General features: G+C 55.7%; 14 protein-coding genes and 2 pseudogenes. 9 read left to right on the forward strand and 7 right to left on the reverse strand.

All coding sequences use genetic code 11. The features are described from left to right. Nucleotide 1: 1 nt before the first annotated feature. From SULPSESMR1_RS21260 to SULPSESMR1_RS21275, 4 genes are all read left to right on the forward strand, one after another. On the forward strand, nucleotides 2–1510 hold the full coding sequence (locus tag SULPSESMR1_RS21260; RefSeq protein ID WP_089423072.1) for an aldehyde dehydrogenase: 1509 nt from the start codon (nucleotides 2–4) through the stop codon (nucleotides 1508–1510). Further along, nucleotides 1510–2283, forward strand: a complete 774-nt coding sequence (locus SULPSESMR1_RS21265; RefSeq protein WP_089423073.1) for an NAD(P)-binding domain-containing protein — start codon at nucleotides 1510–1512, stop codon at nucleotides 2281–2283. Before SULPSESMR1_RS21260 ends, SULPSESMR1_RS21265 begins: the two co-directional genes overlap by 1 nt. Next, on the forward strand, nucleotides 2283–3629 hold the full coding sequence (locus tag SULPSESMR1_RS21270) for an NAD(P)/FAD-dependent oxidoreductase (RefSeq protein ID WP_089423074.1): 1347 nt from the start codon (nucleotides 2283–2285) through the stop codon (nucleotides 3627–3629). Before SULPSESMR1_RS21265 ends, SULPSESMR1_RS21270 begins: the two co-directional genes overlap by 1 nt. Before the next feature lie 218 nt (nucleotides 3630–3847). Then, nucleotides 3848–4798 (forward strand): LysR family transcriptional regulator, encoded by a 951-nt coding sequence (locus SULPSESMR1_RS21275; protein WP_089423075.1) that lies wholly within the window; start codon nucleotides 3848–3850, stop codon nucleotides 4796–4798. Nucleotides 4799–5019: 221 nt separating this feature from the next. Here SULPSESMR1_RS21275 and SULPSESMR1_RS21280 read toward each other — a convergent pair. After that, nucleotides 5020–5520, reverse strand: a pseudogene (locus SULPSESMR1_RS21280) (ferric reductase). An 89-nt stretch (nucleotides 5521–5609) separates the two neighbouring features. Beyond that, on the reverse strand, nucleotides 5610–6059 hold the full coding sequence (locus tag SULPSESMR1_RS21285) for a twin-arginine translocation pathway signal (protein WP_089423076.1): 450 nt from the start codon (nucleotides 6057–6059) through the stop codon (nucleotides 5610–5612). 673 nt (nucleotides 6060–6732) lie between these two features. On the opposite strand from SULPSESMR1_RS21285, the gene SULPSESMR1_RS21290 reads away from it, so the two are divergent. The 4 genes and pseudogenes from SULPSESMR1_RS21290 to SULPSESMR1_RS21305 form a co-directional block, all read left to right on the forward strand. Then, nucleotides 6733–7338 (forward strand): plasmid pRiA4b ORF-3 family protein, encoded by a 606-nt coding sequence (locus SULPSESMR1_RS21290; protein ID WP_157729084.1) that lies wholly within the window; start codon nucleotides 6733–6735, stop codon nucleotides 7336–7338. A gap of 118 nt (nucleotides 7339–7456) precedes the next feature. Further along, nucleotides 7457–8038 carry a recombinase family protein gene (locus SULPSESMR1_RS21295; protein WP_089423246.1) on the forward strand — a complete coding sequence of 194 codons (582 nt, stop codon included), beginning with the start codon at nucleotides 7457–7459 and terminating at the stop codon, nucleotides 8036–8038. Between the two features lie 22 nt (nucleotides 8039–8060). Then, a complete protein-coding gene (locus SULPSESMR1_RS21300) occupies nucleotides 8061–9446 on the forward strand; it encodes an ISKra4 family transposase (RefSeq protein ID WP_089423078.1) in 1386 nt (461 codons plus the stop codon). A gap of 64 nt (nucleotides 9447–9510) precedes the next feature. Beyond that, nucleotides 9511–9797: pseudogene (locus SULPSESMR1_RS21305) on the forward strand (transposase); the annotation flags it as partial. 156 nt (nucleotides 9798–9953) lie between these two features. Here SULPSESMR1_RS21305 and SULPSESMR1_RS21310 read toward each other — a convergent pair. From SULPSESMR1_RS21310 to SULPSESMR1_RS21325, 4 genes are all read right to left on the reverse strand, one after another. Next, nucleotides 9954–10637: a helix-turn-helix domain-containing protein gene (locus SULPSESMR1_RS21310; RefSeq protein WP_089423079.1), complete on the reverse strand. Its 684-nt coding sequence runs from the start codon at nucleotides 10635–10637 to the stop codon at nucleotides 9954–9956. A 307-nt stretch (nucleotides 10638–10944) separates the two neighbouring features. Further along, nucleotides 10945–11697 carry a hypothetical protein gene (locus tag SULPSESMR1_RS21315; protein ID WP_089423080.1) on the reverse strand — a complete coding sequence of 251 codons (753 nt, stop codon included), beginning with the start codon at nucleotides 11695–11697 and terminating at the stop codon, nucleotides 10945–10947. A gap of 250 nt (nucleotides 11698–11947) precedes the next feature. Next, nucleotides 11948–12886 (reverse strand): alpha/beta fold hydrolase, encoded by a 939-nt coding sequence (locus SULPSESMR1_RS21320; RefSeq protein ID WP_089423081.1) that lies wholly within the window; start codon nucleotides 12884–12886, stop codon nucleotides 11948–11950. A 58-nt stretch (nucleotides 12887–12944) separates the two neighbouring features. Then, nucleotides 12945–14531, reverse strand: coding sequence for a hypothetical protein (locus tag SULPSESMR1_RS21325; RefSeq protein WP_157729085.1), 1587 nt, complete (start codon nucleotides 14529–14531; stop codon nucleotides 12945–12947). Between the two features lie 186 nt (nucleotides 14532–14717). Between SULPSESMR1_RS21325 and SULPSESMR1_RS21335 the strand changes: the two genes are divergently transcribed. Further along, nucleotides 14718–14924: a hypothetical protein gene (locus SULPSESMR1_RS21335; RefSeq protein ID WP_089423084.1), complete on the forward strand. Its 207-nt coding sequence runs from the start codon at nucleotides 14718–14720 to the stop codon at nucleotides 14922–14924. 403 nt (nucleotides 14925–15327) lie between these two features. Here SULPSESMR1_RS21335 and SULPSESMR1_RS21340 read toward each other — a convergent pair whose 3' ends face one another. Then, on the reverse strand, nucleotides 15328–15972 hold the full coding sequence (locus tag SULPSESMR1_RS21340) for a GntR family transcriptional regulator (protein ID WP_089423085.1): 645 nt from the start codon (nucleotides 15970–15972) through the stop codon (nucleotides 15328–15330). Nucleotides 15973–16049 lie beyond the last annotated feature (77 nt).

Genomic DNA, 16049 nt, shown 5'->3' on the forward strand with positions numbered 1-16049 from the left:
CATGAGCGAGCTTCTGACACGCGAAGAATACGAGGCCATCGCGGCCAACCTGACCCTGCCGGTGAATGCGTTCATCGACGGCAGCTTTCGTCCGGCAAAATCCGGCAAGACATTCGAGACGGTGAACCCGGCGACCGGCGTAAAACTGGCCGATGTGGCGGCCTGTGATGCCGAGGACGTGGATTTTGCCGTGTCCAGGGCGCGCGAAGCCTTTGACGACGGCCGCTGGTCGAAACTGCATCCGTCCGAACGCAAGGACGTGCTGATCCGGCTGTGCAAGCTGATGACCCGCAACGCCCGCGAACTGGCGGTGATGGAAAGCCTGGACAGTGGCAAGACGATCTATGACTGCGAAACCGTGGACGTGCCCGAAACCATCCATTGTATCAAGTGGCACGCGGAACTGATCGACAAGATATACGATCAGGTGGCGCCTGCGTCGGACGATCACATCGCAATGGTCGTGCGCGAACCCGTCGGTGTCGTCGGGTTGGTTCTGCCGTGGAACTTTCCGCTGCTGATGATGGCCTGGAAGATCGGCCCGGCGCTGGCTGCGGGCTGTTCGGTGGTGGTCAAACCGGCGGGAGAAACCAGCCTGACCGCGCTGCGGATTGCAGAACTGGCATATGAGGCAGGCGTGCCTGCGGGCGTGCTGAACATCGTGACCGGCAGCGGTTCCCAGGTGGGCGAGCCGCTGGGCAAACATGCGGATGTGGACATGGTGTCGTTCACCGGTTCGACAGTGACGGGGCGACGGTTCCTGCATTATTCGGCAGACAGCAACCTCAAGGAAGTTGTGCTGGAAATGGGGGGCAAGAACCCTTGCATTGTGATGGACGACGCCGAATATCTGGACAGCGTGGCCGAACACGTGGTCAACGGTGCCTTCTGGAATATGGGCGAAAACTGTTCTGCCGCCGCGCGCCTGATCGTTCACAAGGACATCAAGGACGATCTTCTGGAACGTGTGAAGGCCGCCGCCCGTCAATGGAACGTCGGCGCGCCGCTGGATCCTTCGGTGCGCGTTGGCGCGCTGGTGTCCAAGGCGCATTTTGACAAGGTTTGCAGCTATCTTGCACTGCCGGAAAAGGGGCAGATCATTACAGGCGGCAAGGCGATCGATGGTGCCTTTGTCGAGCCCACCATCGTCGATGTGGGCAGCAACGACGATACGCTGGCCCGCGAAGAGATTTTCGGCCCGATCCTGTCGGTTATCACCGTATCAAGCTTTGACGAGGCCATATCGGTGGCCAATGACACCGAATACGGCCTCGCGGCGTCGATCTTTACCGCCAATGCGCGCCGGGCAATCCGTGGTGCGCGCGCACTGCGGGCCGGAACCGTGACCGTCAACAGCTTTGGCGAAGGTGACATCACCACGCCCTTTGGCGGATACAAGCAATCGGGCTTTGGCGGGCGTGACAACGGGGTCCACGCCCACGACCAATATACCCAGCTCAAGACGATCTGGATCGATCTTGGCGATCCGTTCGATTCCGAGGTGGACTAATGGCGCGGATCGGTTTTGTCGGAACCGGTGAAATCGCTTCGGTGATGGTTCAGACCATCGCCGGGGCAGGGCATGACATTATAGTTTCCCATCGCAACGAGCGGGTTTCGGCAGAATTGCAGGCCAGGCATCCGGGGCTTCGTCGGGCTGAGAACCAGACCGTCGTGGACGAAAGCGATGTCGTGGTTCTGTGCCTTTTGGCCGATACGGCACGCAAGGAACTGCCAAAACTGGCCTTCCGCAACGACCAGACGGTTATTTCCGTAATGGCCGGAATGCCGATTTCCGAACTTGAGCAACTTTGCGCGCCTGTCACCGAAATCTGCATCGCCATTCCGTTGCCCCCCATGCCCCTGGGCGGTACGCCATTGGCCGTCTATCCGGACCATACCAGTCTTTACGACATATTCGGCCCCTATGTGGATATTCACGTCTGCACCTCGGAGGTTATGCTGAACGCGCATTTTGCCGCGACGGCCGTGCTGTTGCCCCTGCTTGATCAGATGGATGTTGCCGCGAACTGGTTGTCGGCATTTACCGATGATCGTGCCGAAGCTGCGAACTATCTGGCGGGGCTGGTCGGCGCATATTGTACGCTGTTGACGCAAGAGACCGGAATTGATCTTGCGCGGTTGCGCGCCGGACTGGGCACCGAACGTGGGTTGAACCAGTCGCTGAGCAGGAAACTGGCAAACAACGGAACTCTTATTGCCCTGGAGGCCGGTCTGGACAGCCTTCGGGAAAAACTTCAACTGCCTCTGAAAGATCAGTAATGCAAACCGAATACGTGGCAAGAAGACTGCCCAAATTTGCGGGGCGGGCGGCCTGGAGTGCAATTCTTGGAGCGTCCCCCGCGACGCCGCCGTTGCAAGGGGACGTGACCGCCGATTTTACCGTGATCGGCGCAGGCTTTGCCGGGCTGTCCGCGGCGCGGCGTCTGGTACAGTTGAACCCCGGTGCAAAGGTTGTCGTGCTTGACGCGACTCGTGTGGGTGACGGGGGCGCCGGGCGCAATTCGGGGTTCATGATCGACCTGCCCCATAATCTGGCGTCGGAAAACTATGCCGGGGCAAGCGAGGGCCGGGATCGCAAGCTGATCGATCTGAACCGTCTGGCAATCAGCTTCGCCCACGAGGCGGTGCAGGATTACGGGATCGACACCAATTATTTCGATCCGGCGGGCAAGATCAACGGTGCCGCGACTCAAAGCAGCCACGCGCAGAACAAATCCTATGGCGATCACTTGCAGGGGTTGGGCGAACGTCACGAGATGCTGGACGAACAGGCAATGTTCGAAGTGACCGGCAGCCGGTATTATGTGTCGGGGCTTTATACACCCGGAACTGTCATGATTCAGCCCGCCGGATACGTTCGGGGGTTGGCGCTGGGGTTGTCCCGTGCGGTGGCGATTTATGAAAACAGTCCGGTTACCGCCTTTTGCCGACAAGGGGCGGGCTGGCGCGTTGAAACCTCTGGTGGCTCTGTCTCGACGGGCAAGATAATCCTTGCCAACAACGGCCATATCGAAAGTTTCGGTATCGCGCGCGGGCGTCTCATGCATATTTTCCTCTTTGCCAGCATGACCGAAGAACTGGGCGGTGACACGCTGCGCCGCCTTGGTGGGCAGCCGCGGTGGGGGATCACGCCGTCCGATCCAATGGGAACGACAGTTCGCCGGATTGATACGGGGCAGGGTGGCAACCGGATTGCCGTCCGGACCTGCGCCGAATACCTCCCTCATCTGGAAAGCACCGAATACAAGATGCGCCGCGCCGCAAAGATCATGCGCAGGAAGTTCGCTGACCGTTTCCCCGGACTGGGTGACGTCAGGATGGAATACACCTGGTCGGGTCCGCTGTGTCTGTCGCGTAACGACGTATCGGTGACGGGTGAGATTGATAACGGTGTCTTTGCGGCCTGTTGTCAGAACGGTTTGGGTACGACGCGTGGGACGCTGACGGGCATCGCTGCGGCCGAACAGGCCAGCGGCGAAAGCTCGGCCATCACCGCGTTTTTCACCGGGCCAAAGAAACCCGCGCGTCTTCCGCCTGCGCCGTTGGCGAAATTGGGCGCGACGGCATATCTGAACTGGAAGGGATGGCTGGCAAGACACGAATGAGGCCGGTGGCAGGGTTTTCCGTTCGCAATTGTGGTGTTTCCCTTTGCCCGGCAATATCGCCATCGCCCAGTCCTGTTTTACCGTTTGCTGCAATAGTGTCCTGTACCGCGTATCGGATCAGCAGAACCGCTGTTCGCGGCAAGGCAGTCACCAAAGGTTTGGCCGGTCGCAGTCATGACGCTCTTGTTGCCAGCCCGTAAAAATGCCTAGTCTTAACCATGCTACCCAAACGCCGCTATCTTCCATCGCTCGGATCGTTCGCCACTTTTGAAGTGGCGGCAAAGCATCTGAGTTTTACCACGGCTGCGACCGAGCTGAATGTCACGCAGGCCGCAATCAGCCAGCAGATACGGGGTTTTGAAAAGGCCCTTGGGGTCACGCTTTTTACACGGAAACACAACAGTCTGGAACTGACACCTGCGGGCGAAAGCCTGCTGAGATCCGTCAGCCAGGGGCTCGACAATATTTGCGACGGCATCGGTGCAATCCTGTCGCCACCCGACGTCGCGGTGATTACCTGTTCGGGCACCAATGCGTCTGTTGCCGGCTGGCTCAAACCCTTTGTCAACCAGTTCCGGGCGGACAATCCGGACGTAAATTTCGCGCTGCTCGCCTCGGACGAGGATGACGCGCTGCGCAATTTCGACGAGGTCGATATTTCGGTGATTTGTGGCAACGAACGCTGCGAAGTGGGGGAAAGACTGTACTATCTTTTCCCCGAGACGGTCGAACCGATGTGCAGCCCCGCCTATCTGAAAGAGCATGGCCCGCTGGACGATCCGGGCAGCCTTGCGCAGGCGCGTCTTCTTGATCTGCACCGCACCCACTGGACCGCCAACGCCATCGGCTGGCACCCGGTCACCTGGGACGACTGGTGCCGCGCAACAAATGTTTCGGTCTCGCTGTCTGTGCCTTATCTGGTCAGCAACAATTACCCGTTGCTGCTTGATGCCGCCGTGGCGGGCGAGGGGGTTATTCTGGGGTGGCACCATCTGGTAAAATCACAGCTTGATGCGGGCAGGCTTTGCCGTCTTTTCGATAAACCGCTTCAGGTGGATCGCGGCTATTACCTCAAACAGAACGCGGCATCGCTGGACAAGCCCCACGTCCTTCAGTTCATTGATTTTATTCTGTCTCGGCTTGCGGGCACGCAGTCGAAGACCTCCTGAAGTCCCCAGTTTGATACGTGTATCGCCGAATTTTGCAGCACTGAACGGAGAAAATACCATGACTCGATTGGCAGCAAAAGACTTCAATCCGAAGTTGCTGGAGCTATATGATCTGACTCTGATAAAGTGACCGCCCCCGATGGCATCGATGTGTCACGGTATTCCCAATCATGCGCAAGACGTGCTGTTGCCAGTCAAGATCGGTGGCGCGTTGTGCGGGACTAGATGCGCAGATCAACGAGAATCTTGAGAGTTGCCGCAAGTACAAGCACGCAGATAACGGACTTTGACGCCGTGCCCATCGTCCCTTCGATAAGCATTGCGTGAACCACGCTGCCCACCACGCCAACCATTGCGAGGGCGGTGTGACCGAGACGCCAGGTCGTAGGCCGGGTCCGCAACCACCGCCTCAGAGCCGCCAGCAACGCAGCACCTAAGAAGGCCCACATTGCAAGGACACCCTAAGCCGAGAACGGTGTGGGCGAGGTGAATAGGAGCGCATCGACAACTTCCGGCGGGCTGGTTAGCCTCAGGCCACCGATATGGATGATGATGGCCGATACCAGTGCGAAACCGGTCCAGCGATGGATTCGCTTGCCGCGAGGCGCTGGCAGGCCAGGCAAATATCCTCCTGCCAACAGCGGTTGCAAAAGCACGATGGCCATCGCCACGGCTCCGGCAAACCCAGCTATGACATAAATAGGTTGTCGCCATGCGAGCAACGGGCTGGTTGCCGCCACAGCAAGTGGTGTGACGACAGCAACTGCGAGGCCGGCCCAGATCAGGAACGCGCAGATGGGACGTGTAGCAATCAAACGGGCTCCAGAACAAAATGCGCACTCAGGCTCGAATCGCCAGAGTTTGGCATCACTGGACGTAGGAAGACGGTCTTGAACTCGCCGCTGTCATACGCAAGGTGACCATGTGGCTGGCCGAAGGCAGGAACGATCTGCGGCATCTCTAATCGGAATTCACCATTTTTATCAGTGAGTGTCGCGCCATGGCTGTGCGGATCACGTTCGTGCCCTTCGGTCGTATTTGCCCATACCTGAATACGCCTGCCCGCAACGGGGGCACCGTCGCCAGCGCGGCGCACGGTGCCGGTCATCCAGAAGCCGCCGCTTCCAATGCGCTCGACGATCAGCGCTCCGGCAAGATAGTTGTTGGATCCGCCGCGCTTGGTGGGTGTCGGCGCCACGCCCTGTGCACGGGCTGGCACGAAAATGCCTGAGGCACAGATTGCCAAGGATGCTCCGAACATTGCACACCGGAAACGAGAAATTTGCGACGGGTTGATCTTCTCTGTGTCATCTCGAGTCTCCTGTAGGATCTCATGGCTTCGCATGGAAGATCGGTTGCCTTAACCAATCTAAAAACCATAGTCATTTAGGCTCGCGTTCAACCATCTTGTAACAAATTATGGGATGATGCGCATGAGGTGGAGGGCTTCCCACGGTTTCGCGATGGCAATTTTAGCATTGATGCGTGGCCTTGCAGAGAGGAACAAGCGGCACGAGCTCTGACGAACAACGGGATTGACCATTTTCGCGAAATTTATTTGTGAGTGTGCTATCGCGGCGAAGATCCGGGACCGCCGATCATCTGCGGGGCGTCTAGCCAAGCGTTGAACAAAACTCTTGTCCATTCTGTGGCCCGCGCTGGCTCTGTGGCATAACGCTCCCGAAACTTCACCCTATCGCGGCAAAGTGAGTGATAGCCTACTGCGGATGCGGGGGCACTAAACAGAAAATACGTGACAAAGTCACATAATTTGGCACGCCTGTGAAATGGGAGGGTTGCCAGATGCAGGCACTTGGGAGAGTACCGCAAAGCGTGGGGCAATTGCCGTTGGTAGCCATTGATGGCACGATTGGGACATGGGTGCGCCAGGGGATATTATTCAGCTGAAGGTTCGGCTTTTGGGGATCAGTCCGATGATCTGGCGCCGCGTGATGGTTCCAACAACCATGACGTTGAACGAGCTGCATGGGGTTTTGCAGGTGGCCATGGGATGGGAGGGCATTCATCTGTACGCCTTCGATATCTATGCGGTGCAATACGGCTCCTTTGAATTGATGATGGGCAGTCCACGAGTACCGCTGGCCCAATTTTCGTTTCGAAAGAACGACAAGTTTTCCTACACGTACGACATGGGTGATGGCTGGGTGCATGAGATCCGCATCGAGAGTGCCTGCGCCGCTGATCCGAAGAAGTCTTATCCCCTGTGTACTGGCGGTTCCGGGGCCTGCCCTCCTGAAGAATGCGGCGGTCCGCGGGGTTACCTTGAGCGCCGCGATGAAGCGGATGGGTATGGCGCGTGGCAAGATTTCGGCGTCATGGCTGAGTGGCTGGATGACCTGACCAAGCGGGACACGACTGATCTGATAGTGCGTGATGTGCTGACTGATGAGGTCGAAGCCGCGATGCAACGTGTCGTTGCACGAGAGCCTTACCAAGCGGGCAAGTTTTCACAAAAGTTGGTCAATCAAGCATTTCGGGATGGGCGGCACCGCGATTTGATGCACCAAAAATTCGGGTAAGCCGTCCGAAATCGTTCGGTTCCGGACAGGGCATGATGGCCTGTCCATAAAATACATTGAACAGATATCGAACAGGTGTATGATTCTGGACGACATTTCCGGACAGAACAGCAGCCCTGTGACCAGAACATTTGCCTACGCCAGAGTATCGACAATCGAACAGGACCCCGAGAACCAGATCCGGGAGATTGCCACTGCGGGATTTGTGGTGGAGCCGCACCGGATGATCGCCGAAACTGTTTCAGGGTCACAGGCCATCGCACACCGGAAGGGATTTGCGCGTCTTCTGGACAAGATGGAGCGCGGCGATGTTCTTGTTGTGACCAAGTTGGATAGGCTGGGGCGTGACGCGATTGATGTCAGCACCACCGTGGCCAAGCTGGAAACCCTGGGCATCCGTGTGCATTGCCTTGCATTGGGTGGCGTGGATCTGACCAGTTCTGCGGGCAAGCTGACGATGGGTGTGATCAACGCGGTTGCCCAGTTCGAGCGTGACCTGCTGATCGAGCGCACGCAATCGGGGCTGGCGCGTGCGAAAGCGCAAGGCAAAACACTGGGGCGCCCATCAACCCTTTCAGCTGATGAGCAGGCGCTGGTCCGTGAAAGGATCGCCAATGGCGAGACAGTTTCCTCCATCGCCCGCGACATGGGCACCAGTCGGCAGACGATCATGAGGGCGAGAGATTCAGAACCAAAATAATCAAGCAGGCAGGACCCCGAAGATGGATATCGAAATCAGCGTCACTATCACTGCGCCAGACGGCACCGCCCACACGGACAAGATTGGCACCTTCTCCAAAGGCATTGAGGCCGCTGGTAACATTGGCCTGTCCATAGAGGAAGGCAAAGCCGTTCTTTTGGGCATCCAGCAGAAAGTTGTTGCCGCGCAGTGCGAGGCGTTTTGCATCAAACGCGCACGCTGTACATGCTGTGATCAAAAGCTGCGTGGCAAAGGATGGCGGCAAATTCGATACCGGACGGTCTTCGGCGACATCGCCATTGACAGTCCGCGCGTCTATTCTTGCCAGTGCCACAATAGTCCAGCCAAAACCTTTAGCCCCCTGAACGAACTCTTGTCTGACCATATCGCCCCGGAGTTGCTCTGGCTTGAGACGAAATGGGCTTCCCTTGTGTCCTTCGGGGTCACTTCCGATCTGTTGAAAGATGTGCTGCCGATTGATGTGAGGCTCAATCCAGACACCATCCGCAGGCATTTGGGGCGCGTGGCCACACGGATGGAGGCAGAATTGGCTGATGAGCGTTACAGCTTCATTGAAACCAGCCCCCACCAGCGCGCCCAGCTTCCCAACCCGGAAGGCCAAATCACCGTCGGTATCGACGGCGGCTATGTGCGGTCGCGCGACCCTGGTCAGTCGCATTTCGAGGTCACGGTCGGCAAATCCAGCTCCACAGATCGTCCCAGCCGCTACCTTGGGCTTGTCCAAAGTCATGATGACAAGCCCAAGCGGCGACTGCACGAGGTTCTGAAGGATCAGGGCTGGCAGGAAAACCAACCGGTGACATTTATGACCGACGGCGGAGACACGGTCATCAACATGGCACGGTATATGGCACCTGCCTCAGAGCACATCCTGGACTGGTTCCACATCACCATGCGCATCACCGTGATGCAGCAATACGTGAAAGGGCTGGCGCATCGCAATGAAGAGGACGCCGAGAAACTGGCCAGATTGCTGTGCCAAATCAAAGGTTTCCTTTGGAATGGCAACCTGCACGATGGTCATGCAGCAATCGAAGACCTTGTCATCGATCTGGAAGATGTCGAGACAGACTATGCCAGCATCAAGGCACTTCAAAAGGCGGCGTTGGAGTTCGAGACCTACATCACCAACAACGCCTCGATGATCCCGAACTATGCTGAGAGAAGGCGGTACGGAGAACGTGTTTCAACCGGCTTTGTCGAAAGCACCGTCAACACCGTCGTTGGAAAGCGCTTCGGCAAGCGTCAGCAGATGCGCTGGTCAAAACGAGGCGCGCACCTCATGCTGCAAACCCGAACCCGAGCGCTCGACGGGACGCTTCGAGGCAAATTCGAGCAATGGTATCCCGGCATGAAAGCTGACGCTGACAACAAAATGGCAGCGTAATTGCCCCACACTTTGCCGTACTCTCTCGGGCTGGGGCAGGGGGCGGCGATCGGTTTCGCCGGCCCATCTCGCAGCAGACAGGACGGCGTGCTCGAAAACCAACGCCAACCAGATGCGCCTGATGCTGCACGGCTGCGCCTACTGGATCTGGTGGAAGCTCCACGCGGCTTGCCTGAAGCGTTCACCGTGGCGTCGCGCCCAGTTCGACACGCTGCGGCTGCATCTCGTCAAGCTGGCCGCCACCATCGTCGAGAAGAATACCCGGATCATCGTCACACTGCCGGCATCCTGCCCGCGACAGGGGCTTCTCCAATTTCTCTTCGAGCCCTCGCCCCAACGAAAGCTGCCTGACGCAAGCGCCCCGACAACCCCGAAACCTGACCCACCCAAGACCCAAGTCGCCGGCCGGCCTGCCAACCGGACGCCGACGCCGTATGCGCGCGATACACCCGAGATCCAGGAAGCCGCCCCCTGAGCAGAACACGATACCTTCATGAATTATCCGGGTTAATTTACTGGCTTTGCTCGTTGGCAGAACTTGATCCATCGGTTTGCAATGGAAGGATGGTCAAAGGCCAGGAGGTGAGATTTCAGGTTCTCCCTGAACCTCGCCGCGATCATATCCATGCAAGGCCGCCCTCTACCGCTTGGCAAATACGTCTCAGCCGTTTCTCGCCAGAAGCGATCATATCGGATGCTGCCTTTGGTCGGGAAGATTGCATTAGGCTTCTTTTGTCCCCCAGGATTTTTTGAGCTAATAGATATATTAATTATATCTTTCTTCTTGGGCGGACACAGGCTGTCCGGGATCTTTGCCAACAATACTCGAAACCATCCACAGAAACTGGAAAAGCGGATCCGGTTAAGCAAGTTCTTGTACGCATGATGTGGGTTTTTGCGCTTCTGCCGCTCCAGGATACCTAACCCTTCAAGCTGCGCTATCCAGCGCCGTACGGTGCGTTCTGTGACGCCAAACTGATCAGCGATAGCCGCGTTTGATATAGGCCGGGTCTGGAACGCTCTGTCGGCGGAAAAATCGTACCGTTGTTGCTCCAAAAATCGCAGAAGGTCGATCAGGACCGAAACCTGTGGCCTTGAAAACTTCTCGGTCAGGAGCGGTCGAATTTCTTCCTCCAGGTAAGTGATGAACTGATGTGTGCTCGGTGTCGGCGCTTTTGTGCTGCCTGTCATTCCTCATGTCCTCGATGATGCGAGGCGTAATCTGCGGGCAATATTTAATGTTCGCTCAAGAGCGTTATTTTGCTTGCCTGCGATGTAAGGGGGATGATAAAAACGAGCCTAGATGGATAGTGTGGCTTGTTGGGATTGGCGTCCCTTAGTCTCAAACCCCCCTCGTAAGGTTCACGCCTTGCGGGGGTTTTCGTTTGTGGGGTGGTCTCTGCTCCTCTGATTATTCTTGTTGCGGGTTCTAGCTAAAAATTGCAGCCGACCATCGCAATTATGGTGTTCGGCAACCGATGGCTCACAGGCGTTTGTGTTAGTAGTTGACCTGCTCGAAGCCGTAGTTGCCCTCGTAATCGCGCCAGTCCACGAACACGGAACGGTGGTGGAGGCTGGGACAATTCTGACCATATTGCTCCATGCCGGTGTGGGCCTGGGGCAGGGCATTGACGGTCGAGTCGTACCATTGGAAGTTGCCCTGGGTGCCATATGATCCCACGCGGACAATTGCGTACCGCTGGCAGTCGCCTTCATCACCAGACTGGTACTGGCGGGCGGAGCTGACGTTGGTCACACGGATCGAGCGCACGAAATCAAACTCGGAGCTGCTTATGTCAATGTCGGCGGTCCCGTTGTCGTCGCTGTATTCGCCTTCCTGAACGAATTGCAGGGCGAAACCGTCAGGCAAGCGCCGCGCGTTACCGCCGCTCTGGTGAAGAACGGCGGGGTGCGGTTTCAGCGCGAAATCCGTGAGTGGTGCGCTTGGAATTGATTGAAGGGGTATGGGGATGTCGCCCTGCATGAAACTGTCGTAGAGGCGTGTTCGATTCAATTCAGTGGGGTCCGGCGCTTCAAGCGCCGCACGCATCGGACAGCGCCAGATTTGCAGCGGCGGTTCAACAGGCCAGGGCGTAATTCGGCGAATGAACTCTGCGCGGGCAGCGGAACACTCGGCAGATTCGGGCCAGCCGCCGGACAGACAGAGCAAGATTGCACAATCAATCTGATAAGTTTGTGCGTGTGCCCGCTGCGGTGCTGCTGTGAAGCTTGCGGCGACGACAGCCAACATGAGAGCTGAAGACCCTGGAAATTGGCGCAACATCATGTCCCCTTCGAGTTACAAAGTTTATAACTTGTTTGACGCTTTATAACGATATACGTCGAAGGGGCGGGGAACATCAATAACTTTGTGTAGATGAAGTGAGAACTACATCATCAGGTCCGGAACCTGTCTGTGTAGCTCGGTACCGTTCATTCCTTCCGAGTAAACAGTGCCCGAAAGAGACCGGAGCCGCGACATGATCAGGGACTACCCACCTTTACAGATTGTCAGCAAACAGCTCACATATCTTGGCCATCAAGATCTCGCGGGTTTCTGGGGTTTCCAATAGAAGCTCATGCTTGGCATTTTGGATTTTCTGTAAACTCCCGCCAGGCCAACGCACCATGCGATCTTGTATCGCAGCAATGCTCACAACTTCCTCTTGGTCACCGTAAAATGAGATGCAGGGCAGATTTGGCGACTGTGATTTTGATAGACTTCGCGTCTCTTTTAGAGCCTGAAAGAGCCAGCCCATACTTGGACCACCAGTGTGTAACTCGGGTGCCTTTTGGCCTTGATTGACCCAATATTGAAACACTTCGAAGTCACTGGTCAGCCTATTTTCTTCAAAGCCCACATTGAGAATATAGCTTTGATCTGAGTATCCCGGAGCATAGAGATGCCCTTTGCCTAATGTTTGTGCTGCCCATGTCAGGGGCCAAGCTGCAAAACGCTGAGCCGGGGAGATATGAATGTCCCACATCGGGGCCGTAAAAGCACATGCCGCCACGGGCAGACCTTCCAACACAGCACGAAATCCAATGCACCCGCCCATAGAGTGACCGAGTAAATACCACGGCTTTGGCAGATCTAAGGTCTCTGCCGCGTGCACCATTGCAGCAACATCTTTTTGGTAATCCGTAAACCGAGCAACATGGCCAGCCTTCGGATCTTCAGTAACCCTGTCTGCGAGCCCATGTCCGCGCCAATCAATCACGAAGGTAGAATAGCCACATTTGACAAGATCATTGACCGGATGTCCGTATAACTCAATGTAATCAGAGCGCCCAGGGAACACCAGAACAGTCCCTTTGCTGACCTCTTCTGGTTCCCATAAAGCAACACGACCGCGCACACCGTCATCTGTATGTATCCAGTAAGCTTTGCCATGCGCAGGGGCTGCGGAGATACCTGAATAGAGGGTTGCCTCTTCCATTAGACCAATATTCCTTCAGCTTCAAAAAACGCTCGTGGCAACAAAATCACCCGCTTCATCAGACATTCTTCCCTTCTTCCAACTTACTTTGCCGCACCGGCACCGGCGCTCGCCACAAAAGGCTACCTAGCGCAATCAATACGCTTGCAGCCAGCAGCAAGGAAAAACCTGTGAAACGTCCGATCAGCAAGAAACTTGCACAGAGCAGTATCATGACGCCCATCATCTTCAACCATGTAACCCTCAGCCTACCATTCCAGCTTCGTGCCTCTATCGACCGCTCCAAGGACACAAATATCTGCGCCATACAGGAAAAAAAGACAAAGTAGACAATAAGCAGGAGAAATAAACTCGTAATAAACGGTGACGGACTCCCATTAATCCAGCCCCAATTTTCATCACCAAGACCAAGAGCATAGGATGCGTCATTGATCAGCCAGTCAAAAATGGTTTCCCCGTCTGATATCAGGTAGGCAGCGTTAAGCTTGATGCTTACAGCAATCAGGCTGCCCAAGACCGCGCACCGAAATACCCCATGCATGATTGTAGATCCGACTTCACAGATTTGATGCTGTTGGCCATCGCCGCTTAGAAATCTTCGCGATCCGCACATCTCGGAGAAATCATTTACTATGGCGTAGAGCAACAGGAGACCGGCAAAGAACAACATGTAGATCACGCCCGAATACATGAAAGCGATAAATGAAATTGTGAGTGACGCCGGAATTGAGATAACGTCTGGCCGCTCGATCGCCACAAGGAGCCAATCCACCATAGAGATGTCAGATTTTTTCTCAATCAACGCAAATAAATAGACGCCTGACCATTGAAGTAGGAATATTACCCCAAAGCATATGAACATGATCGCCCAAAATGAAACAGAGAACGACCTCACCTTGTTCATCCAGCCATCGTCATCACGTTTTCTAGCAACCCCAGATGCGAACAAGCCATGTCGCTCGTCTTTCCAGAAAGAGAGCAACTGTGCCGTGATAACCAGAAAGATGGGCAGAAAAATCAGTTCGCCAACATTCCAAGCAGGGGACCAAAAGAAGCCCACTTGTTTACTCACACCCTCCAATGGGCTGTAAGTGATGCTGTGGACACCCGAAAAGTAGGCCAAAAACCAAAGAACACTGCAACTGCCCCACACAACTATAGGCAGATTCAGGGGGTTGTGACCGTCAAACATTGCTTCTGACTTTTCGGCCAGGCTTAAATGTTCCCTTTCATCGTTGTTGATCTTTGGCAGCACAACAGCCTGGGCTGCTGACACACGTCTTCGCTGACCTCTCCTTTTGGCGACAAGCCGCCTGTTTGCGGCAATAAGTTCTGCCTGCCACACGCCAGTCGCCTCGGGGTCATGGCATCCAAATATCCGCGCCAACCAACGGATGTTGTCCGAGCTGATCCCCTTTTCATTATCCTGAAACCAATGCTGTACAGTGCGCAGATCGATCCCATCCGGATCTGTACTGATTTCAGAAATCTCCTTGGCAAGAAGCTCGGGCGTCCACGGGCCACCGGGAATCCCATCTTTCTCTACTGGCCGACCTGCACCTACAGACGACAGGTAATTGAAAAGCTCCTTGAAATCACGGTTATCTTTTATTGGCGGAAAAAAATATTTATTATTTTTTATCAAGTGCTTACAATTTTCTGTTTCGTCATGTTTCGTAAGATTTCATTCCGTTTCGTGCCACAGTTAACACTTTGTTTCAACTCTGAGTTGGTAAGAATCTTCAGTCATGGCCCTACAGCCTTGACTGAAGATGCTTTGGCTTGCCGGAGCACTGACTTGCGCACATGGAACAGAGGGTAGAAGACCAAAATGACGCAGATGACAACTATCTCAGACGTCGAGACCAAATCTAAGCAGTGCAAACGGGAAACAAAACAGAGGAAGAGCGCACGGCCGATTAAGCGCATCCTGGACAAAGCAAGCGGGGATGTTGTTGGTTGGCTTTACGAGTGGAACACCGGTCACGTGGTTCCAATGTGGAAAGCGGAGCCCTTTGAAGATGTTTTTTACCGCTGATCGTGAATCCTTCATCACTGTGGTTCATCTTAAACTGGGTCAATAACATTGTCCTAATTAAACTACCCATGCTTATGCAAAGACACGAATGCAGCAAAGTGATAATGTCACCCCTGTGCAAACCAAGGAGTGTCATTCTCTTGTTCAAATGGACAACGGGAGTTTGAGCATGGGATGGGTGATGATGAGCGAGCGCGAGTTGAACCGCATAGGAGTTTTGGCACAGATCAACGACGGACGGCTGAGCGTTCAGAACGGTGCGACATGCTGGACGTCACAAAGCGGCAGATGTTCAGGTTGTTGAAGCGATACAGAGCTGAAGGCGCGCCATCGCTCCGTCACAAAGCAGGCGGCAACGACAAGGGTCACACCCGCTTAGGCTGCAATCTGGCCAATCGCCCTCTCAGGGGGTCCGGCGCGACAGGATATCGGCCACCACAATATAAGAGCTTGCCACATGGCTGCGCATCAACTTGCGCGTGGTCTCGGCATCTTGCGCAAGTATGGCATCAGCAATGGCCTGATGTTCGGTTCGAGAACTTGCAAGCCGCGTCGGGTCTTTGTGAAAATTTGCGGCGCGCCAGAACAGCGTGCGCAGATTCAGATCGTCCAATGCCGCCGCCAGCGTCCCGTTACGTGCGCCCAGCTTGATCGTCTCGTGAAAGCGGGCGTTGGCCAGCGCGTAGGCATCGGGGTCCTCGCCGCAGCTTTTCCCCTGTGCCAGCACGCTCAGCAGTCGGTGTCGTTCGATCTCGCTCAGCCTGTGGGCCGCCAGTGCGGCCAGCGCGCTCTCGACCTCTCCGACGGCCTCGAACAACTCGGCCAGATCATCCGCGTGCATTTGGCGCACGACAAAGGCGCGCCGCGGGCCGCGTTCGGCGAGATTGGATTGTTCCAGCCGGTGCAGCGCCTCCCGGACTGGCGTGCGCGATACGCCGAACTGTTCGGCCAGCGTTTTTTCGATCAACGGCTCCCCCGGGCGCATCCGTCCGGTGACGATGCCGTCCACCAGCGCATCAAGGATGTTATCTGCTGTCCGATTAATCACCTGTCATTCATCTTTCTACAAATGTGCACTTATGTATTGCATAGGTATACATTTTAAATCCAACCTGAAACGCGTGA

It is taken from the genome of Pseudosulfitobacter pseudonitzschiae (assembly GCF_002222635.1).
GTDB lineage: Bacteria > Pseudomonadota > Alphaproteobacteria > Rhodobacterales > Rhodobacteraceae > Pseudosulfitobacter > Pseudosulfitobacter pseudonitzschiae_A.